The organism is Kitasatospora sp. SC0581 (genome assembly GCF_048159585.1).
Lineage (GTDB): Bacteria > Actinomycetota > Actinomycetes > Streptomycetales > Streptomycetaceae > Kitasatospora.
In genome coordinates, this window is sequence record NZ_JBLRWA010000001.1 from 865,026 (window position 1) to 889,135 (window position 24,110).

Consider the following 24,110-nt stretch of genomic DNA (forward strand, 5'->3'; position numbering starts at 1 on the left):
AGCCAAAGCCGGCACCAAGGTACGGAACTTCCGCCCGCCCGGCAATGTCGACGGCCACCACACCGCCGGGCGGGCGGATGGTGCCGGCCCCCGGGGGCGGGACGGCCGGGGCCGTCCCGCCGTTCCCACGGCCCCCGCTACAGGCCGCGCAGGGCATGGCGCACCGTCCTCACGTCGAAGCAGTCGTCGCGGACGACGTGGGCCTCGTGGAAGATCCGGCCGGCGAGGAACTCGAGGTCCCCGTCGCCCGTCGGCACGCCCAGCAGGCGGCGCACGTCCTGGCCGATCAGCCGGTCGGCCAGTTCGTTCACCAGGGAGTTGGCCTCGTGCAGCGGGGTGGTCGCGGTGATCCGCGTCCGCGTCCGCGCGATCCTGGCCAGGACGTCCCGCACGGCGGCCCCGGTCGGGTCCGGCAGGGCGGAGACGGCGTCCCGCAGGCCGTCCAGGGACCGCTCGACCGCGGCCGGGTCCGGCGCGGGGTCGCGCAGCGGCTCCAGCAGGTCCAGCAGGGCGGCGGCCAGCTCGGCCCGGGCCTGCTCCGCCGCGGCGGCCTCCTCCCCCGGGTCCGCCGAGGAGCCGTGGAGGACGTACCCGGCCCGGAGCAGCAGTCGGGCGTCCTCCTCGTGCGGGAGCCCGGCGAACAGCTCCGACGGCAAGGCCGCCACCAGCGTGTCCGCCTCGGCCAGCAGGTCCGCCGCCACGTGCTCGGGGGCGAGCCACTCCCGCAGCATCGGCAGCAGCCGGCCGCGCTCCTGGCGGTAGGCGCGGTTGAGCAGTGCGCGGACGGTGTCCCAGGGGATCCGGGACTCCTGCGGGTCCGACGGCGAACCGGCCCGGACGGCCGAACTCGCGTACGGGGGGCGGCCGGTGAGGCCGGTCCCGTCGAACCGCAGGCCCCCCAGCGCGGGCAGCGGCGGCGGCCCGGCGGGGACCACCGGCGGCGGGGTCGCGGACGCCGGGGCGGAGCCGGTGCTGGCCGGGGCGGCCTGGACGGCCGGGGCCGCACCGAAGGCCGCCGGCGGCCGCACCGGCGGCGCCGCGTCCGGGGTGACCGGGGCAACCGGGGCCGCTTCCACGACGGCCGGCTGCTCCTGCTCGACGGCCTCGTGCGGCCCGTCGTTCCCGGGATCCCGGAGCTGCCGCCCGGTGGCCGGGCGCAGCGCCATGAGTGCCGGCGGCTGCTGCCCGGCGGGGCGCGGTCGGCGCTGGTTCTCGAAGGTCTGGCCCGGCGTGCCCGCGAAGCGGACGATCCGGCCGTCCTCCAGCGTCACCCGGAGTTCCACCCCGGCGAACCGCCCGGTGACCGTGCCCGTCCGCCCGTCCCCGAGCTCGGCCAGGTGCTCCCGCGCGACCATGCGCGCCGCGTGCCCGCCCTCGGCGGCCGTCCACGCGGTGGGCAGTCCCCCGGGCCTCTCGGCTCCCTCGGCCCGCTCGTCCGCGAGGGCGAGCGCGTGGGCGAGGGCCGGGTCGAGGGCCGGCGCGTCGATGCCCGCCGCCTCCAGGTCCTGGAGGCGGGTACGGGTAGCCGGGCGCTCGCCCGTGCCCGGGGTCACCGGGGCGAGCAGCGGCGGCTCCGGCGCCGGCGTGCCGTGCAGTCCGGCGACCAGCTCCTCGGCCTCCTCCAGCCGCGACCGCAGCTGCCGCACGAAGGCACTCGGGAAGGACGAGACCGGCGGCATCGCCTCCGGGCCGTCCGCCTCGGGGACGAACCGGAGCCGGATGCGGACCGGCCGGCCGCCGGGCTGAGCCGTGGCCGGGAACAGCTCCGCGGCCTGCTCGTCGGCGAGCCGCTGGAGCCCGGCCCGCTCCTCGGCGGTCAGGTCGCCGTGGTCCCGCACCTGGACGACCAGTTCGGTGTCCGGCAGGCCGGCCCCGCCCGGCCGTACGCGGCGGTAGCCGATGGAGTAGTCGACGTCGTCCCGCACCAGGGGGCGCTCCCAGACCGGGACCGCCCCGGCCCCGGTCTCCCGACGGGACCGCTGCCAGTCGGTGGGCCGGTGGACGAGGTGCCGCCCGTCCCGGGTGACGCCCTCGATCCACACGTCGTGGGCCACCCCGACCCAGCGCACGGCGCCGTCCGGCAGCACCTCCTCGAACAGCCTTTCCTGGTAGGCCCGGTCGACCCGCTCCAGGACGTCCTCGGACACCCAGGACTCGGGGTAGAAGGTCCGGGCCTCCTGGTTCTCGGGGCGGCGCCACCGGGACGGGAACTCGCTCAGCGGCGCGCCCGGCGCGATCCCCGGGTCCAGGAAGTACACCGGCGCCCGGTAGGTGCCGTTGGCCCGCGGCGGCCGGACCGGCCCGAGGTGCAGGCCGTGGTCCGCCGGGTCCACCGCGAGGGCCCCGCGGAGCCGGGCGCGGTGGTGGAAGCCGGTGAGGGTGTGCCGGTCGCCGTAGCGGTTGAGGTCCTCGACCCGGTGGCCGAAGGGCAGCGTGGCGGGCTCGGGCGCGGGGGCCGTCGCGGTGAGCCCGGACTGGTCCTCGGCGGGGCGGAAGGAGATGAACTCCCCGGACCGGATCCGGCCTTCGATGCGCACGCCGTCGTACTCGCCGACCCAGCGCTGCGCGAGGTCTCCGCGCCCGCTGATCCCGCCGGTGCGGCGGGCGTGCAGGTAGGCCTGCCGCGCCGCGTACACCGCGTCCTCGGCCGTCCAGTGCTCGGGGAACATCGTCCGGTACCGGTCCAGCGCCGCTTCGCCCGCGTCGGCGCGGTACGTGCCGTTGGGGTTCTCCGCGCCGACCCGGGGCAGCCTGCGCCGCCCCGACTCCGCCGGCGGGGTCAGGTACCCGCCCGTCCGGTCCGGCCCGTCGAAGAGCGCGGTCCGCAGCGCGTCCTCGCCGAAGGCGGCCCGCACCGGGAACTCCCCGGCCGGCACCGGCCGGAGGTCCGTTCCGAAGACCCGGTCGAGGACCGCGCCCAGCTCGTTCAGGTTGTGCGGCCGGAGCGAGACCGCCGGGTTCGTGACGCCCAGCTCCACCGGGTGCCCGGCGTCGTACCAGACCCGGCCGTAGATGTCGCTCCCGGGCGCGGTCATCAGACCGAACTCCGGGTGGACGGGCTGCGGGCCGGCACCCCGGCGCCGGTACTCGTCGGCCAGGCCGAGCAGGTGGCCGACCTCGTGGCCGATCACCCTCGGCGGGGAGTCCACGCCCCAGTGCTGGGCGTGCTCCTGGGAGGTGTAGGAGCGCACCTCGACGACGTGGTGGGCGCTCTCCCGGTCGACGAACCGGATCGCGACCTCCAGCAGGCTGCCGTCGGGCAGCCGCAGCCCTTGGCCGAAGACGTCCCGGACGCCCGCCTCGGCGTTGAGCCGCACCCGGTCGAGGCCCCGCTCGGCCTCGGCGCGGCTGCCCGTCAGGCCGTCGGCCTCCAGGTGGACCCGCACCGTCAGGACGGTGCGGGTGTCCCCGTCGGCGTCCACCACCCGCCGGACCTCGTACGACTGGATGAACTGGGCCTGCAGCGAGCGCAGGAACCGGCGGACCGGCGGACGCACCTCCGCCGTGGCCAGCACCCGTACCGGCTCGGCCGGTTCGGTCGCGTCGAAGCGCTGCCCCGGCTCGGCCCAGTAGTCGATGATCTGCCGGTTGCGGACCAGCAGCCTGATCCGGACGTCGCCGTACGCGCCGGTGACGAGCTCGTCCCCGTTGCGTCCCCTCGCCTCGCCGTTCTGCTGCTCGTACACCCACAGGGCCGCGTGGCGGGTCTGCTCCCGGGTCCATTCCGGGGGCAGCCCGGTGCCGCCCTCCCGCCTGGCCTGCTCGCCGAACACGCGCAGCTGGTCCGGGGTGAGCACCGGGGCCCCGTCGAGCGACGGGACGTCGACCGCGCCGGCGCCCGGCGCGTGGGCGGGCGCCACCAGGCCGCGCTGGTCGGCGGCCGGGCGGAAGGCGGTGACCGTCCCGTCCTCGTCCGACCTGCCCTCGATCCGGACGCCCTCGTACACGCCCTGCCAGAAGATCCCGTTCTCGGTCACCCGGAAGGTCTCGTTGCGGACCGCGTCGACGGCCGCCTGCTCGACGGCGTACCGGGCCTCGGCGGCGGTCCAGTGCTCGGGGAACAGGGTGCGCCGGCCCGCGCCGGTCTCCACCAGCAGGGTGCCGTTGGCGTGACGGCGCACCAGCTCCAGCTGTTCGGCCCCCTCCTCGCCGATGGCCGACGGCAGGTGGCCGCCCCGCGTCCCGACGGCCGGGCCGAGTTCGGCCTCCAGGACGCCGTCGGCGAACTCCGTCCGGGGCGACTCGCCGTCCTCGGTGTCGTGCCCGAGGCGGCCCAGCCGGTCGTCCGCGAGCTCGCCGAGTTCGCGCAGGACGCGGACCGACGGCGCCGGGACGACGTGGGTCGTGCCGCCGCCCGCGTACTCCGTGACGGAGATGCCGAAGGCCCGGCCCAGCTGGTGGACCAGCGCGTCCCGGGAGATCTCCAGGTGCCAGTTCCCGGCGTCCTGGGCGACGCTCCGCTCGTGCAGGAGCACCGTCCGGTGCGGATCGCCGGTGGCGTCCACGAACTCCACCCGCACCAGCAGCGGGGTGCCGTCCGGGAGCCTGGTGCGGTTGTCGAACCGCGCGGCGGCGTCCCGGGTCCGCGCGCCCAGCGCGGCGACCCTGGCCCGGGCGTCCTCCCCGGTCAGGCCGGAGCCGTCCAGGTGGACGCGCAGGACGAGGACGGTGACGTCCTCGCCGCCCTCCACCAGCGGGCCGCGCCGGAGCTCGAACGGCTGCGCCGCCGGGTCGTCCGGTACGGCCTCGGCCGAGGCGTGGCCCGGCAGCAGCGCCGTCGCCGGGTCCTGCGCCGGCTGCGGGATCGCGCCGGCGGGCGCGGAGGACGAGGACGACGAGGAGGAGGACTCGGGGGCGTGGCGCGGGCCGGTCGGGAAGACCGGGCCCTGGCCGGACGGCTCGGGGACGGCCTTGGTGAACTGGGCCGGGACACTCCGGTCCGGCAGGCCGCGGAAGTCCACGATCCGCCCGTTCTCGGTCCGGACCTCGATCGGGACGCCGTTGAAGCGGCCCTTCACGAGCTCGCGCCGCCGGCCGCGCCAGCCGGCGAGCACCTGGAGCGCCGCGTACCTGCCCTCGCCCGGCGTCCAGCCGGACGGCAGTCCCCGCCCGGCGTTCCCCGCGAGCGTCGGGGCGAAGGCCCCGTCGATCATCCACTGCTGCCCCGCCATCTCGGTGACGGTGGCCGGGCGGGTGCCCGTTCCGGGTGCCGCGGGCTCCGCCAACTCCGGTTCGACGAGCGCCCGCTGTCCGTACCCGGCCTGCGCCCTGGCGGTGGCCGTGGCCGGGCCCGCGCTGCCCGCGACCGTCGCGGAGAACCCGGGCGTCAGCGCCCCGGCCGCACCGGGCAGGAGCACGTCCAGCCCGGCGCCGTCGGGGAGGGAGTCCGCCCCGGCCACCGCGCCCGGAAGGGCGTCCGCCTCCGTGTCGACGAAGTCGAGGGTCAGCAGGACCGGCGGGTCGCCGGCGGCACGGTGCTGCCGGACGAAGTCGTCGGCGGCCCGCTGGAGCCGCTTGCGGGCGTCCGCGACCGCCGCGGGCGTGGCGCCCGCCGCGACCCGCAGGTGCACCGGTGCCGCGACCTCGATGCCCAGCTGTCCGTCCACCGTCCGGACCCGGCGGCCGCGCAGATCGGGCCCGGTGGACGCCGCCGGGGGCGCGTACCAGTCGGTGAGCGGCTGCCGGGCGGTCGGACGGTGCGTCAGGTGCCGGCCGTCCCGGGTGATCCCCTCGATCCGCACGCCGTCGGCCTCGCCCACCCAGCGCACGGCGCCGGAGTCCAGCGGCTCGGAGGTGTGCCGGGCCGCGTACGCCCGCTCCACGGCGGACAGGACGCGCGACGGCGTCCACGCCTTCGGGTAGAGGGTGTGGGTCTCCCCGTCCGCGTGCTGGTGCCACCGCGACGGGAACTTCGCCATCGGGGCGCCGGGGGTCACGGCCGCGTCGAGGAACCAGACGTCGGCCCGGTAGGTGCCGTTGTCGTTCTCCGCGAGCACCGAGCCCACCTTGACGCCGTGCGCCGTGGCGGCCGCCCTCTCCGGCTCGTCGTGGACGCCGGTGAGGGTCTGCCGGTCGCCGTACCGGACGAGGTCCTCGACCCGGGCGCCGAAGGCCCCACCGGTCGGGCGCCACGGCATGTACGCCGGGGTGTCCAGCCCGCTCTGGTCGTCGGAGGGACGGAAGGAGACGAACTCCCCCGCCCGGATCCGGCCCTCGATCCGCACCCCGCCGTACTCGCCGACCCAGTGGTGGGAGTGCAGGCCGGTCGCGGTGACCCGGCCGGTGCGCAGGGCGTGCTGGTACGCCTGCTCGGCGGCGTACACCGCGTCGTCCGCCGTCCAGTGCTCGGGGAACACCGTCCGGTTCCGGCGCGGGCCGGGCAGGTCGCCGGCCAGGGCGCCGACCTGCGTGGCCGCCGCGTCGGCGGGCCCGCCGACCACCTTGAACGTCCCGTTGCGCTCCTGCGACCCCGGCACCCGCTCCGGCCGGGGGCGGGTCGACCCCCGCGGCGGCACCAGGTGGCCGTCCCGCCCGCCCGGACCGCCGTACAGGGCGCGCCGCAGCACCTCCTCGCGGAACCGGGCCCGGGTCGGCGCGTCGCCGACCGGCGTCGGGCCGCGGTCCTCGCCGAAGGCCTCGTCCACCACCCCGCCGAGCTGCCGCAGGTTGCGGGCGGCCGGCGGCGCGAAGGGGGCGAGGACCTCCAGCGGGCCCTCGTGGAGGTGGTTCATGTCCAGCCAGGGGCGTCCGAACCGGTCGGTCTGCCGGCCGCCCATGATCCCGCTGTCGTCCGGATGGATCGGCCGGGGCGTGGAACCCGCCTCCCGGTACTCGTCGTCCAGGCCGAGCAGGTGGCCGATCTCGTGGGCGATCGTCCGCGCCCCGGTGTTCAGGCCCCAGGTCCGGTGGTTGGCCCGGTCCTGGCGCTCCCGGACGGCGACCGTGTGGTGCGCCGTGGACCGGTCGGGGACGAACTCGACCTCGACCCGCAGCAGATCGCCGCTGGGCAGCCGCTGCCCGGTGTTGTAGACCTTCTCGACCCCCTCCCGGCCCGCCTCCCGGAGAGCCTCCACGGCCGCGGCCGTCGGCCCGTCCGCGAGGTCCAGCTTCGCTTCGAGGTCCAGGTACAGCCGGACGGTCAGCACCGTCTCGGTGTCCCCGTCCGGCAGCCGGACCCGGCGGGCGTCGAAGGACTCCAGCTCCCGGGCGGTGATGGCCCGGATGAAGGCGTCCTGCGGCGGCCTGACCTCCTGCGCGGGGACCAACACCGCCTCGGTGCCGGCCACCGGGGCGGTCAGCTGCGGCCGCAGCTTCTGGTGCGGCTCGCCCCAGACGTCGGTGATGACGCCGTCCTCGACCCGGACGTTCAGCCGCACCCCGGCGAACCGGCCGCGGCGGACCTCGGGGGCCGGACGGCCCGCGGCCGCCTCGCCGACGACCTCGGCCGTCCCCGTCCGCAGCACGTGGTGGGCGGCGTACCGGGCCTCGGCGGTGCCCCACTCCGGGGGCAGCCCCCGGCCGGGGCGGTCCCAGGCCGGAGCCGTGAACGACGGGCGCAGCCCGGCCGTCCAGTCCCCGCCGACGTGGACCTCCCGCACCGGCGGGGACTTGCGCAGCTGCGTCCCCGTCACGAACTCCAGGTCGACCGTTCCGGCCGCCTCCCTGAACTGCCGCGGCAGCACCTGCGCCAGGCTCGGCACCGCGCCCGGCGCGACCGGGAGCGTGGTGACGCCGTCGCCCGCCTCCTCGGTGAACTCCACGCCCACGTTCAGCAGCCGGTCGAAGGCCCCGACCTGCTGCCCGGCCGTGAAGTCGGCCATGAGCGTCCGCACCTGCTGCCGCACCGCGTCCAGCTCGGCGGGCGTCATGCCCGCGGACGGCTCCAGGTGCAGCCGGACGGTGAACTCGAAGCCGTCCTGCCCGCTGTCGAACCGCACCCGCTGGAGCAGCACACCCGGGTACCCGAACAGGTCGACCCGGTCGCCCCGGCCGACCACCGCCTCCTCCTGCCACGCCGCGTACGGCGCGGGGGAGTTGGGGAGCGGGTGGTGGTACAGGATGTAGCCCTGCTGGTCCAGGACCGCCTCGACCCACAGGCTCCCGGACCAGCCGACCGCCCGGTCCAGGCCGTCCGGCCCCGGCGCGACGCTCGGATTGTTCCGCATCGCCGCCTGGACGTGCCGCAGGACCGTGTCGGCGCTCCAGTCCTCCGGGTAGTACGTCCACTCCGGCGCCGCCACCGGCCGCTGCCAGGCACCCGGGAACCGCGTGATCGGCGCCCCCGGGACCGCCGTCGGCTTCAGCTGCCAACCGCCGTGGTCCCGCACCACCCCGTTGGGGTCGGTCTGCGGGCCCGGGCCGGGGCGCGGCGTGCGGTCGGGGCGGAGCGGCTCGGCCGCCGTCCCCTGGGCGGTCGTGAAGGGCTGCCAGCCGGGGAAGTTCGCCGGGTCCGTCGCCGCGGGCGGCTGCGGCACGGCCTGCTGCTGGGGTGTGCCGCGGGTCGGCGCGGTGGTGCCGGCCGTCATGCCGTCGGTGCCGTCGGTGCCGCCGGTCGGCGCGTGGAACTGCCGGCCGGGTGCCTGACCGGCCTGGCCGTCGGCCGTCTCCTCCTGTCCGGTCGCCTCCTCCTCTTCGGTCACCTGCTGCTGCCCCGCCGGTGCCGCGGTGGGCACCGGCGCGGCGGGCGGCGGCACGTCCTCGGGCCGCAGCATGCGCACCCGTTCCACGCCCGGCCTGGGCTTGGCCTCCTCCACCCTGACCAGCAGGCTGTCGGACCACGGCGGGAGGGCGACCGGAGTGCCGACCGGCTTCGTCGCGCCGTCGTACTTCTGGACGGTGCGCCACTGCACCCGCTCCCGCAGCTCGGGATGCCGGGCCAGGAAGCCGATCACCGTGTCCCAGAGCAGGTCGGGCCGCGGGTGCCGGGCTACCCGCGCGGCCACCTCGCTCAGCGCCAGCTTCCCGCTCTGGTAGGAGAGTTCGCGGATCAGCGTGTTGATGATGCGACGGGCCGCCAGCAGCGTGGCCTCGCGGTCGGGCACCTCGGGCAACTGGACGGCCGCCGCCGGCCGCTCCCGCGGCACCCAGGTGTTCCCGGTGCCGATCTCGAAGATCTCCGAGGGGACCAGCGGGAGCGCTTCAGGGCCGTCGAGCCCCAGGCCGTGCGCCAGGTCCGCCCAGATGTTGACACCGGTCCCGCTCAGGTAGAGGACCGCGTTCTTCTCCCCGTCGTCCGTGTGGCGCTGCGCCTCGGCGGGGACCTTCCCCACCCACTCCTCCGCCTCCTCGAACTCCTCGGCGGTGATGTGCGCCCGGTCGCGGGACTGGAAGTACATCCCGCGGACGGTGTTCTCGTGCGAGCTGCGCAGGTAGTTACGGCGCAGCACCTCCAGGTGCTGCTCCACACCCGGGTGCCTGGCCGGGGCGATCAGCACCGCGTTCGCCATGCCCGCGTTGCCGACCTTCGCGACGGCGAAGCTCCGCCGGGCGTTGACGATCCGCTCGACCACCGGGGCGGGGTCGGCCTGGAGCCGGTTGTCGCCGTCGGTGTAGACCCCGCCGAACCGGCGGAGGACCTCCAGTCGCAGGATGTCGCTGGCCGAGGCGTACCCCTGCCCCAGGCCCTTGGCGGTCTCCATCTTGTAGGCCGCTTCGAGGCTCATCGGCGCCTCGGCCGAGAAGACCTCGTCGACGTTGACCAGCACCACGTTCTGGTGCCGGCGGGCCTTCGCCCACTCCACCATGGCGCGTACGGTGATGAGTTCGGGCGTGTCCCGGTCCGTCCCCGCAGCCGCCCTGGCCTCGGCGACCCGCGCACGGGTGACGTCCGTCCAGATCACATGGGTGAATCCCTGGCCGAGACCGTCGGCCGAGTCCTGCACATTGGTCATGAACGGGCCGGTGTGCTCGTTGTCCATCGACAACGGGCCGCCCAGCCAGATCGAGTGCACCAGGCGGGGGATGCGCACCCGCTTCCGCAGAAATGCCGAACCGGTACTCCGCGACATCGTCTGGAGCCGTCCGGACTCGACGACCGAACCCTGCTCCAGGCCCAAGGCCTCCGGGGCGAGCCCCTCGGCCGTCGGCGCCGTTCCGCTCGCCAGGTCCAGCGCCCGGAAGAACGCCACCCGGGACTCGGACTTCAACTTCCGGTAGTCGTACCCCTGGAGGAACTCCGGGGCGGCCGGGACGACCCGGTCACCGAACACGTCCGGACCCAGCAGACCCACCGGCGCCACCGACGCCTGCGGAACCCCGGGCATCAGGCCGATCAGCTCGTCGATCAAATCCTGGGCCGAGAAACGGAGTTCCGGCTGCACGACGACCTGCACCGGCACCGCCGGCTGGGCAGATCCCGATCCCGATCCCTCTCCCTGGTTCCCGGGGTACTGGGGCCGCCGCGAACGCGCGATCGCCTCCTCCAGATCAAGCCGCTCCAGGTTGTCCAGGTCCTCCTCGGCGACCTCGTCGACCCTGCCCTTGCCCTTGTCCGTACGGGAGTTCGCGGCCGGTAGCTCGTCCTCCTCCTCGCCCTCGACGCCCGTCTCCTCGACGCCCGTCATCGCGACGTCCGTCGAACTCTGCGACGGCACCAGGGGAACGCTGGCACGCGGCGCCGGGCCCGCCTCGGAGGCGCCCACCGACTCGTCCGAGGCCTGGGCGGGCTCAACACCGTTCGGGGTGAAGCGGATCCAGGCACCCGGCGTGCCGTCGGCCGCCGGGTACATCAGGAAGCCCGCATCAGCGTCCAGGTCGGTCGACAGCGCCGCGATCCTCCCGGTCGGCGCCCACACCACCCGACCCGTCGCGTTCGCCACCTCCTGCGCCAGCGACAACCCGCCGTCCGAAGCGGGCAGCGCCGCGTCGCACGCGGCCAGCACGATCTCGTCACCCGCCGCCAACTGCTGAATGCTGGGCCTGCGCCGCAACGTCCGGGCCAGACCCGTCGCCGTGACCTTCACCGTGCCGACCGGGCCGGACAGCGGCAAGACCGCGAAGTCCCGGTTGCCGTGCAGCAGGGCGAGGTAACGCCGACCGACCGTCCCCCACGGCACCTTCCGGTACCCGGTGACCACGCGTCCCTGCCCGTCGACCTCCAGCAGCCACCGCCGGCCCAGGTCGAAGTTCCTCAACACCTCGCGCCGCTGTGTGAGTTCGTCATCGGTGTGGAAGGCCCGACCCTGCGGAAGACCCGTCCCCGGCGCCACGATGGTCAGGCTCCGGACATCGCCCAGCCGCACACTGCCGCCACCGACCAGCGGCAGCTCCAGATCCGCGTCCCACAACTCACCCGGCTCGACCGTGTCCGGCACCACCGGACTGTGGACCACCGGCGCCACGGACTGGTCCACCGGACGGGAACGCCCGAAGAGGTTCTTCCAGCGTGACGGGGCCGAGGCCTTGACCTTGGTCCACAAGTCATTCAGGCCCCCCTGCACCTCGTGCAGGGCCCCGAGCGCGGCGGCCAGTTGCTCCTGCTCCTCCGGTAGCAGGCGCTCCAGCCCGTTCGGCGGCTCGGCCACCTGCGCGGTCGCGGCCTTGTCCTGCTCACCCCCGTACGCCCGGTGCAAGCGCTGCCGCAGGCTGAGAGCCAGGAGGTAGGCGTCCACCAGCCGCCGGCCGAGGTCCGGCGGCAGCACCTTCCCGTCGGTCAGCTCCTCCAGCCGCTCGCCGGTGCTGAGCCGCCACGGCGTGTCCGGCTTCGCCACCGCCCGGTAGGCGGCATAGAGGTGCCGCGTGGCAACCGTCAACTGCCGCATGAAGTCGGCCTTGACGTTGACGCTGTCGACCTGCGCCAGCGTCTCCGGACGCGGGAGACGGTCGAACGCCTCGCGCAGGGCGATCCACTCCACCTCGGGGTCGATGCGCCGGCCCCGCTCCTCCGTGAACGTCCGGAACAGCTCCCGCTGGCCCTCCGACGACGTGACGGCCGCGAGGGCGCCGGACAGCGGCGCCAGCTCGATCAACCGGGTGTCGTGCATGACACCGTGCTTCAGGCCCGGCTCCTCCCCCGGAGCGGCGAGCGAGCCCGCCAGCACCGCCCTGGGGTCGAAGACCCTGAGGTTGGGGTTGAACCACATGATGTCGGCCTGGAACGGCGCCGGCACCGACCCGTTCACCGGCAGGAACTGGCGGGCCAGGTCCAGCCAGCCAGCCGTCAGGTTGGTCAGCGACCGCAGCCAGACCTCGTCCTCGTCGGAGCCGAGCAGGCCGAAGTCCAGGTCGGCGGCCGGCGTCAGGTCCGTACGACCGTAGCCCGCCACCGCCACCACCGCGTACGGCGCGGTCGGAGCCCCCCGCATCGACTCACGGGCCCACCCGACCGCGTCCGCCATGATGCCGTCCGCGAACCCGGTCAACCGCCTGGCCAGGTCACGCGGCGACTCCCCCGGGGCGGCCACCGGCACCTCGTCCCGGATCTGCTGCGCCGCGGCCAGGACCGTCACCAGCAGCGCCACCATCGGCTGCGCCCCGTGCCCCAGGCGATCCCGCAGCGCCTGCGCCAGCAGCCGGAGCACCTGCACGCGCTGCGTCTGACCAAGGTCCGCGAACGCCTGCCGGAAGGACCCCATCTGCAGGGCCACACCGACACCCTGCCGGTCCTCCGCGTCCGCACCGCTCTCGTCCAACGCCGCCAGCAGCTCGTCCAGCCGCGCGCCGATCTCGGCCCGCTCCCCCTCATCCGCACCCGCCGCGACCAACTGCTCGCGGGCCAGGTCCAGCTCGGACTGCTCCTGAACAACGGTCTCCACCACCGTGGCGACGCCATCGACGGACTGAGTCGGTACCTGGAGCAACCCCGCCACGGCCCCCGTCGCGGCGGGCGGCGGCACCTCCCCGGGCGCCACCATGCGCACCCGCTCGACATCCGACCCGGCGGTGAACCCCGCCACCGGCTCGGACGCGGGCACCAGGAGACCGGCGGACCACGGCGGGAGCGCCACCGGCTGGTCGGCCGGCCCGGTTCCCGCGCCGACCTTCCGGACGGTGCGCCACCGCACCAGGTCCCGCAGCTCGGGGTGCCGGGCCAGGAACCCGATCACCGTGTCCCACAGCAGCTCGGGCCGCGGGTGCCGGGCGACCCGCGCCGCCACCTCGCTCAGCGCCAGCTTGCCGTTCTGGTACACCAGTTCACGGATCAGCGTGTTGATGATGCGACGGGCCGCCAGTAGCGTCGCCGCGCGGTCGGGCACCTCGGGCAACTGGACGCCCGCCACCGCCGACGGCCTCGGCGGCACCCAGGTGTTCCCGACCCCGATCTCGAACACGCCCCGCTCGACCACGGGAAGCGCACCGGGGCCGCTGAGCCCCAGGCCGTACGCCAGGTCCGCCCAGATGTTGACACCGGTCCCGCTCAGGTGGAGGACCACGTTCTTCTCGTTCTCCTCCGTGTGGTTCTGGACCCAGACCGGGGGCCCCGCCACCACGTCCGCCTGCTGGAAGTTGGCCTCGGTGTTGTCCTCCTGCCCCCGGGGCCGGAAGTACTCCCCGCGGAAGGTGTTCTGGTGCGAGCTGCGCTGGTAGTTGCTTCGCAGCACCCTGAGGTGCTCCTGCACGGCCGTGTTCCCGGCCGGGGCGATCAGCACCGCGTTCGCCAGGCCGCCCCTGGCGGTCGTGCCGGTCCTGGCGCCCGGCGCATCCGCCAGGCTGGCCGTGGCGACGGCGAAGTGCCGCTTGGAGTCGGCGATCCTCCTGACCTCGGGAACGGGGTTCTTCAACAGCCGGTTGTCGCCGTCGGTGTAGACCCCGCCGAACCGGTCCAGGACCTCCAGTCGCAGGATGTCGCTCGCCGAGGCGTACCCCTGCCCCAGACCCTTGGCGGTCTCCATCTTGTAGGCCGCTTCGAGGCTCATCGGCGCCTCGGCCGAGAAGACCTCGTCGACGTTGACCAGCACCACGTTCCGGTGCGTCCGGCTCCTCGCCCACGCCACCATCGCCCGTACGGTGGCGAGTTCGGGCGTGTCGCCGTCCGTCCCCAGGGCCGCCGCGGCCTCGGCGACCCGCGCACGGGTGACGTCCGTCCAGATCACATGGGTGAACTCCCGGCCGAGACCGTCGGCCGATTCCTGCACGTTCGCCATGAAGGGGCCGGTGTGCGCGTTGCCCGCCGACAACGGGCCGCCCAGCCAGATCGAGTGCACCAGCTGCGGAATGCGCACCCGCTTCGGCAGGTGCATCGACCCCGACCTGCGCCGCACCGTCTGGAGCGCCCCGGACTCGATGACGGACTCCGGGTCCTGGCCCAGGGCCTTCGGGGCGAGCCCCTCGGCCGTCGGCGTCGCCGCCTCGCTCGCCAGGTCCAGCGCCCGGAAGAACGCCGTCCGGGACTCCGACTTCAACTGGTCGTAGCCGTACCCCTGGAGGAACTCCGGGGCGGGCGGGACCACCCGGTCGCCGAACAGGTCCGGCCCCAGCATGGCCTCCAGCGGATCCGCGGGCGCCGCCGGCGCCTGCGGGCCGCCGGGCATCAGGCTGACCAGCTCGTCGATCAACTCCTGGGCCGTGAAGGGCGGTTCCGGTGCCTGCGCCTGCGCCTGCGCCTGGGTCGACCCTTCTCCCTGATTCTCAGGGAGCTGGGGCTGCTCCTCCACGACGTCCGTCGTCGCGACGCCCGTCGAGCTCTGGGACGGCACCTGGGGAGCCGTGCCACGCGACACCGGGCCCGCCTCGGAAGCGCCCACCGACTCGTCCGAGGCTGAAACAGCCCCAACGCCGTTCGGGGTGAAGCGGATCCAGGCACCCGGCGTACCGTCGGCGGCCGGATACATCAGGAACCCGGCGTCCGCATCCAAGTCGGTCGACAGCGCCGCGATCTTCCCCGTCGGCGCCCACACCACCCGGCCGGTAGCGTTCGCCACCTCCTGCGCCAACGACGGCCCACCGTCCGAGGCCGGCAGCGCCGCGTCACACGCGGCCAGCACGATCTCGTCACCCGCCGCCAGTTGCTGGACACTCGGCCGGCGCCGCAGCGTCCGGGCCAGCCCGGTAGCAGTGACCTTCACCGTACCGACCGGGCCGGACAGCGGCAGGACCGCGAAGTCCCGGTTCCCGTGCACCAACGCGAGGTAGCGCCGCCCACCCGTTCCCCACGGCACCTTCCGGTACCCGGTGACCTCCTGGCCCTGCCCGTCGACCTCCAGCAGCCAACGCCGCCCCAGGTCGAAACTCCTCAACACCTCACGCTGCTGCGTGAGTTCGTCCTCCGTGTGGAAAGCCCGACCCTGCGGAAGGCCCGTCCCCGGTGCCACGATGGTCAAGCTCTGGACGTCACCGAGGCGCACACTGCCGCCACCGACCAGCGGCAGCTCCAGCTCCGCGTCCCACAACTCGGCCGGCTCGACCGTGTCCGGCACCAGGCCGACGGACTGGTCCGCCACCGGACGGCGCCCGAACAGGTTCTTCCAGCGCGACGGAGCCTGGGCCGGGGGCCTGACCTTGACCCACAGGGCGTCGAGGCTCCCCTCCAGATCACGCAGGGCCCCGAGCGCGACGGCCAACTGCTCCTGCTCCTGCGGTAGCAGGCGCTCCAGCCCGTTCAGCGGCCCGGCCGCCGCCACCGTCGCGACCTTGTCCTGCTCACCCCCGTACGCCCGGTGCAGCCGCTGCCGCAGACTCAGGGCCAACCTGTAGGCGTCCACCAGCCTCTGGCCGAGCGCCGCCGGCAGCACCCGCGCCGTGATCAGCTCCTCCAGCCGCTCGCCGGTGCTGAGCCGCCACTCCGTCTCCGGCTTCGCCACCGCCCGGTAAGCGGCATAGAGGTGCCGCATGGCGACCGTCAACTGCCGCATGAAGTCGGCCTTGACGTCGACGGTGTTCGCCTGCGCCAGCGTCTCCGGACGCCGGAGACGGTCGAACGCCTCCCGCAGGGCGATCCACTCCACCTCGGGGTCGAGGCGCTGGCCCCGCTCCTCCGTGAACGTCCGGAAGAGCTCCCGCTGGCCCTCCCGCGACGTGACGGCCGCGAGGGCACCGGGCAGCTGCGCCAGCTCGATCAGCCGCGTGTCGTGCATGACACCGTGTGTGGGCCCCGGCTCACCTCCCGGACCGGCGAGCGCGAACTCCAGCACGGCCTCCGGGTCGAAGACCACCAGGTTGGGGTTGAACCACAGGATGTCGGCCTGGAACGGCGCCGACACCGTCCCGTTCACCGGCAGGAACTGGCGGGCCAGGTCCAGCCAGCCCGCCGCCAGCTTGGTCAGCGACTCCAGCCACACCGCGTCCTGCTGGGAACCGAGCAGACCGAAGTCCAGGTCGGCGGCCGGCGTCAGATCGGTACGGCCGTAACCGGCCACCGCCACCACCGCGTACGGCGCGGTGGCCTCACCCCGCATCGACTCACGGGCCCAGGCGACCGCGTCCGCCATGATCCCGTCGGCGAACGTGGTCAACCGCCTGGCGAGGTCACGCGGGGACTCCCCCGCGGCCGCCACCGGCACCTCGTCCCGGATCTGCTGAGCCGCGAGGAGCACCGTCAGCAGCAGCGCCACCATCGGCTGCGCCCCGGGCCGCAGACCGTCCAGCAGGGCCTGGGCCAGCAGCTGGAGCACGCCCAGACGCTGCGTCTGCCCCAGGTCGGCGAAGGCCTGCCGGAAGGGCCCCATCTGCAAGGCCGTGCCGACGCCCTGCCGGTCCTCCGCGCTCGCACCGCTCCCGTCCAAGGCCGCGACCAGCCGGTCCAGGCCCGCACCGATCGCGGCCCGCTCCCCCGCATCCGCACCCACGGCGACCAGCAGTTCACGGGCCCGGTCCAGGTCGGACTGCTCCTGAACAGCGGTCTCCACCACCGTGGCGACGCCGTCGACGGACTGGGTGGGAACCTGGAGCAGCCCCGCCGCGGGTACCGTCGAGGCGGGCGGCGCCACAGTCTCGGGCGCCACCATGCGCACCCGCTCGACGCCCGCCCTGGGCTTGGCCTCCTCCACCCTGACCAGCAGGCTGTCGGACCACGGCGGGAGGACGACCGGACTGCCGGTCGGCTTCGTCGCCCCGTCAAGCTTCTGGACGGTGCGCCACTGCACCCGTTCCCGCAGCTCGGGGTGGTGCGCCAGGAAGCCGATCACCGTGTCCCAGAGCAGATCGGGCCGCGGGTGCCGGGCGACCCGCGCGGCCACCTCGCTCAGCGCCAGCTTCCCGCTCTGGTACGAGAGTTCGCGGATCAGCGTGTTGATGATGCGCCGAGCCGCCAGCAGCGTCGCCGCGCGGTCGGGCACCTCGGGCAGCCGGACGGCCGCCACCGGCTGCTCCCGCGGCACCCAGGTGTTCCCGGTGCCGATCTCGAAGATCTCCGAGGTGACCAGCGGGAGTGCGTCGGGGCCCTTGAGCCCCAGGCCGTACGCCAGGTCCGCCCAGATGTTGACACCGGTCCCGCTCAGGTACAGGACCGCGTTCTTCTCCCCGTCGTCCGTGTGGCGCGTCGGCTCGCCAGGGTCCGTCTTCACCCACGTCTTCGCCTCCCGGAAGTCGGCACCGGAAATGTGCGACGGCTTCCGGGACTGGAAGTACACCCCGCGGACGGTGTTCTCGTTCGAGCGGCGCAGGTAGTTACGGCGCAGTACCTCCAGGTGCTGCCGCACGGCCCGGTGTCCGGCCGGGGCGATCAGCACCGCGTTCGCCAGGCCGCCCTTGGAGGTCCTGGTGGTCTTTGTGAACCCGGTGGTCGTACCGATCGTGCTGGTCGTGGCGCTCGGCACCGTGGTCGCGGCACTGGCCCTGGCGACGGCGAAGCCCTGCTCGGACTCGACGATCCGCCGGACCTCGGGGTCCAGGTCCTTCAACAGCCGGTTGTCGCCGTCGGTGTAGACCCCGCCGAACCGGTTCAGGACCTCCAGTCGCAGGATGTCGCTCGCCGAGGCGTACCCCTGCCCGAGACCCTTGGCGGTCTCCATCTTGTAGGCCGCCTCCAGGCCCATCGGAGCCTCGGCCGAGAACACCTCGTCGACGTTGACCAGCACCACGTTCCGGTTCGGCCGGCTCCTCGCCCACTCCACCATGGCCCACACGGTGGCGAGTTCAGCCGGGACGTCGTCCGTCCCCGCGGCCGCCGCGGCCTTGGCCTCGGCGACCCGCGCACGGGTGACGTCCGTCCAGATCACATGGGTGAACCCCTCGCCGAGACCGTCCGCCGAGTGCTGCACATTGGTCATGAAGGGACCGGTGTGCTCGTTGTCCATCGACAGCGGGCCGCCCAGCCAGATCGAGTGCACCAGCCGCGGAATGCGCACCGGCTTCGGCAGGTGAATCGGGCCCGACCTGCGCGGCATCGTCTGGGACTGGTCGGACTCGACGACCGACCCCGAGTGCAGGCCCAGGGTATCCGGGGTGAGCTCCTGGGCGGTCGGCGCGGTCTCGCGCGCCAGGTCCAGCGCCCGGAGGAACCCCACCCGGGACCGCGACTTCAACTTCCGGTAGTCGTAACCCCGGAGGAACTCCGGCGCGGCCGGGACGATCCGGTCGCCGAACACGTCCGGGCCCAGCAGACCCACCGGCGCCACCGACGCCTGCGGAGCCCCGGGCATCAGGTCGATCAGCTCGTTGATCAACTCCTGTGCCGTGAAGGGCGCCTCCGGTTGCATGACGGTCGACACCTGGGCCTGGACAGACCCCGACCCCTCACCCTGGTTCCCGGGGTGCTGGGGCTGCTGCGACCACGCGAACCCCTCCGCCGGATCCAGCTCTTCCAGGTCGTCCAGTTCCTCCAGGTCGTCCGCGTCCTCCTCGGACTCGGACTGTTCCTCCTCGGAGTCCTCGACGCCCGTCATCACGACGCCCGTCGAACTCTGCGACGGTGCCAGCGGAGCCGTGCCACGCGGCACCGGGCCCACCTCGGACACGCCCGCCGGGTGCGACTCCTCCGAATCCTGGGAGGGATCGACACCGTTGGGCGTGAAGCGGATCCAGGCACCCGGGGTGCCGTCGGCGGCCGGGTACATCAGGAACCCGGCGTCCGCGTCCAGGTCGGTCGACAGCGCCGCGATCTTCCCCGTCGGCGCCCACACCACCCGACCGGTAGCGTTCGCCACCTCCTGCGCCAGCGACGGCCCGCCATCCGAAGCGGGCAGCGCCGCGTCACACGCGGCCAGCACGATCTCGTCACCCGCCGCCAACTGCTGGATACTCGGCCTGCGCCGCAGCGTCCGGGCCAGCCCGGTAGCGGTCACCTTCACCGTGCCGACCGGGCCGGACAGCGGCAGCACCGCGAAGTCCCGGTTGCCGTGCAGCAGGGCGAGGTAACGCCGACCGCCCGTCCCCCACGGCACCTTCCGGTACCCCGTCACCACACGTCCCTGCCCGTCGACCTCCAGCAGCCACCGCCGCCCCAGGTCGAAGTTCCTCAACACCTCACGCCGCTGCGCGAGTTCGTCCTCCGTGTGGAACGCCCGCCCCTGCGGAAGGCCCGTCTCCGGCGCCACGATGGTCAGGCTCTGGACATCACCCAGCCGCACACTGCCGCCACCGACCAGCGGCAGCTCCAGATCCGCGTCCCACAACTCACCCGGCTCGACCGTGTCCGGCACCAGGCCGACGGACTGGTCCGCCACCGGACGGCGTCCGAACAGGGTCTTCCAGCGCGACGGCGCCGAGGACTGAACCTTGGACCACAGGGCTCCGAGGCTCCCCTGCACCTCGTGCAGCACCCCGATCGCGGCCGCCAACTGCTCCTGCTCCTCGGGCAGCAGGCGCTCCAGCCCGTTCGGCGGCTCGGCCACCTGGGCCGTCGCGACCTCGTCCCGCTCACCCCCGTACGCCTGGTGCAACCGCTGCCGCAGACTCAGGCCCAGCACATAGGCGTCCACCAGCTGTCGGCCGAGCGGCCCCGACAGCACCTTCCCCGCGATCAGCTCCTCCAGCCGCTCGCCGGTGCTGAGCCGCCACGGCGTGTCCGGCTTCGCCACCGCCCGGTACGCGGCATACAGGTGCCGTGTGGCGACGGTCAGTTGGCGCATCAAGCCGGTTTTGACGTTGACGCTGTTCACCTGCGCCAGAGTCTCCGGACGCGGGAGGCCGGCGAGCGACTCCCGCAGGGCGGCCCACTCCACCTCGGCGTCGCCGCGCCCGCTCCGCTCCTGGGCGAACCTCCGGAAGAGCTCCCGCTGGCCCTCGTGCGACGTGAAGGCGGCGAGGGCGCCGGTGAGCGGCGCCAGCTCGATCAGCCGGGTGTCGTGCATGACACCGTGCTTGGGCGTCAGCTCGTCCGCCGAAGCGGCGAGCGCGTGCTCCAGCACGGCCTCCGGGTCGAAGACCGCCAGATTGGGGTTGAACCACATGATGTCGGCCTGGAACGGCGCCGCCGCCGACCCGTTCACCGGCAGGAACTGGCGGGCCAGGTCCAGCCAGCCGGCCGCCAGGTTGGTCAGCGACCGCAGCCAGGCCGCGTCCGCCTGGGCGCCGAGCAGACCGAAGTCCAGGTCGGCGGCCGGCGTCAGGTCGGTGCGGCCGTAGCCCGCCACCGCCACCACCGCGTACGGCGCGGTCGGAACACCCCGCATCGACTCACGGGCCCAGGCGACCGCGCCCGCGAGGATCCCGTCGGCGAACGTGGTCAACCGCCTGGCGAGGTCGCGCGGGGACTCCCCCGCGGCCGCCACCGGCACCTCGTCCCGGATCTGCTGAGCCGCGAGGAGCACCGTCACCAGCAGCGCCAGCATCGGCTGCGCGCCGGGCTCCAGCCCGTCCCGCAGCGCCTGCGCCAGCAGCCGGAGCACCTCCAGACGCTGCGCCTGGCCCAGCCCGGCGAACGCCTGCTGGAAGGAACCCATCTGCAAGGCCGTGCCGACACCCTGCCGGCCCTCCGCACCCGCACCGATCTCGTCCAGCGCCGCGACCAGGTCGTCCAGGCGCGCGCCGATCGCGGCCTGCTCCTCCGCCCCCGCGCCCACGGCGGCCAGCTGTTCGCGGGCCCGGTCCAGGTCGGTCACCGCCGGGACCACACCGTCGACGGCCTGGGTGGGGACCTGGAGCACCCCCGTCGCGGCGGGCGGCGGCACCTCCTCGGGCGCCAGCATGCGCACCCGCTCGACACCCCGCCCGGTCTTGATCCCCTCGACCTCCCCTGGCTCGGGCGCCAGGAGGCCGGCGGACCACGGCGGGAGCGGAACCGGGGCGCCGATCGGCCTCGTCCCCGCGTCGTACTTCTGGACGGTGCGCCACTGCACCCGCGTCCGCAGCTCGGGATGGCCGGCCAGGAAGCCGATCACCGTGTCCCACAGCAACGCGGGCTGCGGGTGCCGGGCGACCCGCGCGGCCACCTCGCTCAGCGCCAACTTGCCGTTCTGGTAGGAGAGTTCGCGGATCAGCGTGTTGATGATGTTCCGGGCCGCCAGCAGTGTCGCCGCGCGGTCGGGCGCCTCGGGCTGCTGGTCGCCCTCCGCCGGCTCCGCCTCCGCGGCCGGCTGCTCGCGCGGCACCCAGGTGTTCCCGACCCCGATCTCGAACACACCCGGCTCGACCACCGGGAGCCTGCCGGGGCCCTTGAGCCCCAGGCCGTGCGCCAGGTCCGCCCAGATGTTGATGCCGGTCCCGCTCAGGTAGAGGACCGCGTTCTTGTCCCGCTCCTCCGTGTGGCCCTGCACCCAGACGGGGTCCTCCCCCGCCATCTTGTCCGCCTCGCGGAAGTCGGTCTTGGACACGGACATCCGGTCCAGGTACTGGAAGTAGCCTCCGCGGACGGTGTTCTCGTGCGAGCTGCGCAGGTAGTTGCGGCGCAGCACCTCCAGGTGCTGCCGCACGGCGCGGTGCCCGGCCGGGGCGATCAGCACCGCGTTCGCCATGCCGGCGTTGCCGACCTTGGCGACGGCGAAGCCCTGGTCGGATTCGACGATCCGCCGGACCGCCGGGGTGGGGTCGGTCCGGAGGCGGTTGTCGCCGTCGGTGTAGATCCCGCCGAACCGGCCGAGGACCTCCAGTCGCAGGATGTCGCTCGCCGAGGCGTACCCCTGCCCGAGGCGCTTCGCCGTCTCCATCTTGTAGGCCGCTTCGAGGCTCATCGGCGCCTCGGCCGAGAAGACCTCGTCGACGTTGACCAGCACCACGTTCCCGCGCGGTCGGGTCCCCGCCCACGTCACCATCGCCCGTACGGTGGCGAGTTCGGGCGTGTCGTCGCCCGTCCCCTCGGCCGCCCTGGCCTCGGCGACCCTCGCACGGGTGACGTCCGTCCAGATCACATGGGTGTACTCCTGGCCCGGACCGTCCGCCGAGTCCTGCACATTGGTCATGAACGGGCCGGTGTGCTCGTTGTCCGCCGACAGCGGGCCGCCCAGCCAGATCGAGTGCACCAGCCGCGGAATGCGCACCCACTTCCGCAGAAACCCCGAACCGGTACTCCGCGACATCGTCCGGATCCCACTGGACTCGACGACCGACTCCGGGTGCTGGCCCAGCGTCTCCGGGGCGAGCCCCTCGGCCGTCGGCGCGGTCGCGCGCGCCAGGTCCAGCGCCCGGAAGAACGCCACCCGGGACTCCGACTTCAACTGCCGGTAGTCGTAGCCCTGGAGGAACTCCGGAGCGGGCGGAACGACCCGGTCACCGAACACGTCCGGACCCAGCAGACCCGCCGGCGCCTGGGGAACCCCGGGCATCAGGCCGACCAGCTCGTCGATCAACTCCTGCGCCGTGAACGGCGCCTCCGGCTGCGCGACGACGGGCACCTCCGGCTGAGTCGACGCCGCCCCCTCCGCCGGGGAGACCTCGTCGAGGGCCTGCGTGGGGACCTGGAGGAGCTTCGCCTTGGCCTCGGGCGTCAGCGTCGGCCCGGTCCGACTCCCGGACACGGCCGACGCCGAGGTGATCGGACCCCCGCCCCCGCTCGACTCCTGCCGGAGCCGCGTCGACAGCTCGATCGCCGCCGCCAGCTCGCGGGCCTCCCGGGCCTCCATCTGCGCCCAGGTCTCGTCCGGGTTCGGAGCCCGCAGAACCGTGATCTCCTCCTCGGGCTCCTTCACGACGGGCTTGCCGGGCTTGCCGGCCTCGACAGTCTCAACCGGCTCGACGGCCAGGCCCTTGCCCTTGTCCCCGACCGGTCCGGTCTTCGAGACGGCGGACGCCTCTGCCTCGAAGGCGACCCTCCCGCCGGGCCGCTCCGGAAGGTTCCGGGGGAACGTCGGCATGAGGCCCTGCCGAGCCAACGAGCCCACGTTGATGCCGAGTTCGCGCGCCAGCTCGTGCCAGGCCTCGGCCTCGGCAGCCACCAGGTGGGGTGCCAGGTAGCGGTCCATCGCCTCGAAGTCCGCCGGCCCCGTGTACTCGCGCATGGGCTTGCGCAGCGCGGCATCGGCCCGCTGGGTGATCCGGGCCCTGGCCTCGGCGAAGGAGATCTCCCCGATCGTCCCGGAGTTCCCACCCGACTTGTCCCGCAGGTCCTGCAACAGCTCCCGCCACCGGGCGTCCTCGGCGGCCGCCGCCTCCGCTCGCCGGTGGTCGGCCCGGGCCTCGGCCTCCGTGACCTGCGCCTTCGTCCGCTCGGACGCCTCCCGCTCGGCAGCGGCCCGCTCCCGCCGCTCCGCGGCCACCTCCGCCCGCCGCTCCGCCTGCTTCTCCGCCGCCTGGCGCGCCTCCTCGGCACGCTGCTCCGTCAGTTTCCGGGTCTCCGGGTCCTGCCGCTTGTGCTCCAGCCAGCGGTCCATGACCTCCGCGTGCTTCTGCGCCGTCAGCCGGGCCTCCTCGCCCCGCACCTCCGGCGAAGGCTTCTCCGGCACCCGGGGCCGGGCAGCCGATCCGGCGCCGGGCTTCTCCACCGCCGCCGCATCGGCCTCGGCCTTGGGCGCCACCCAATCCTTCCCGGCGGCCTCCCGCTTCGTCGCGGCCTCCCGCATCTCCGACGGCGACTTGACCCGCTCCGACGAAGCCGAACCCCCCACCGCCGCACCGGACTTCTTCGACGCCCCAGCAGGCTCCTCACCCTTGGGCGTCACCCAATCCTTCCCCGCAGCCTCCCGCTTCGCCGCGGCCTCCCGCATCTCCGAAGACGCCGCCGACTCCGACGGCGACTTGACCCGCTCCGACGAAGCCGAACCCCCCACCGCCGCACCGGACTTCTCGGACGCCCCAGCAGGCTCCTCACCCTTGGGCGTCACCCAATCCTTCCCCGCAGCCTCCCGCTTCGCCGCGGCCTCCCG

Annotated in this window: 2 protein-coding genes; one reads left to right on the forward strand and one right to left on the reverse strand. The window is 74.2% G+C overall.

Annotated features, from left to right (window positions below):
• Positions 1-137 precede the first annotated feature (137 nt).
• Entirely contained in the window at positions 138-23,906 is a 23,769-nt protein-coding gene (locus ACLWS4_RS03125) for an EndoU domain-containing protein (RefSeq protein WP_416873281.1), read from the reverse strand.
• Here ACLWS4_RS03125 and ACLWS4_RS03130 point away from each other — a divergent pair.
• A partial coding sequence (locus tag ACLWS4_RS03130; RefSeq protein WP_416873282.1) for a hypothetical protein occupies positions 23,896-24,110 on the forward strand: 215 nt, incomplete at its 3' end. The genes ACLWS4_RS03125 and ACLWS4_RS03130 overlap by 11 nt on opposite strands.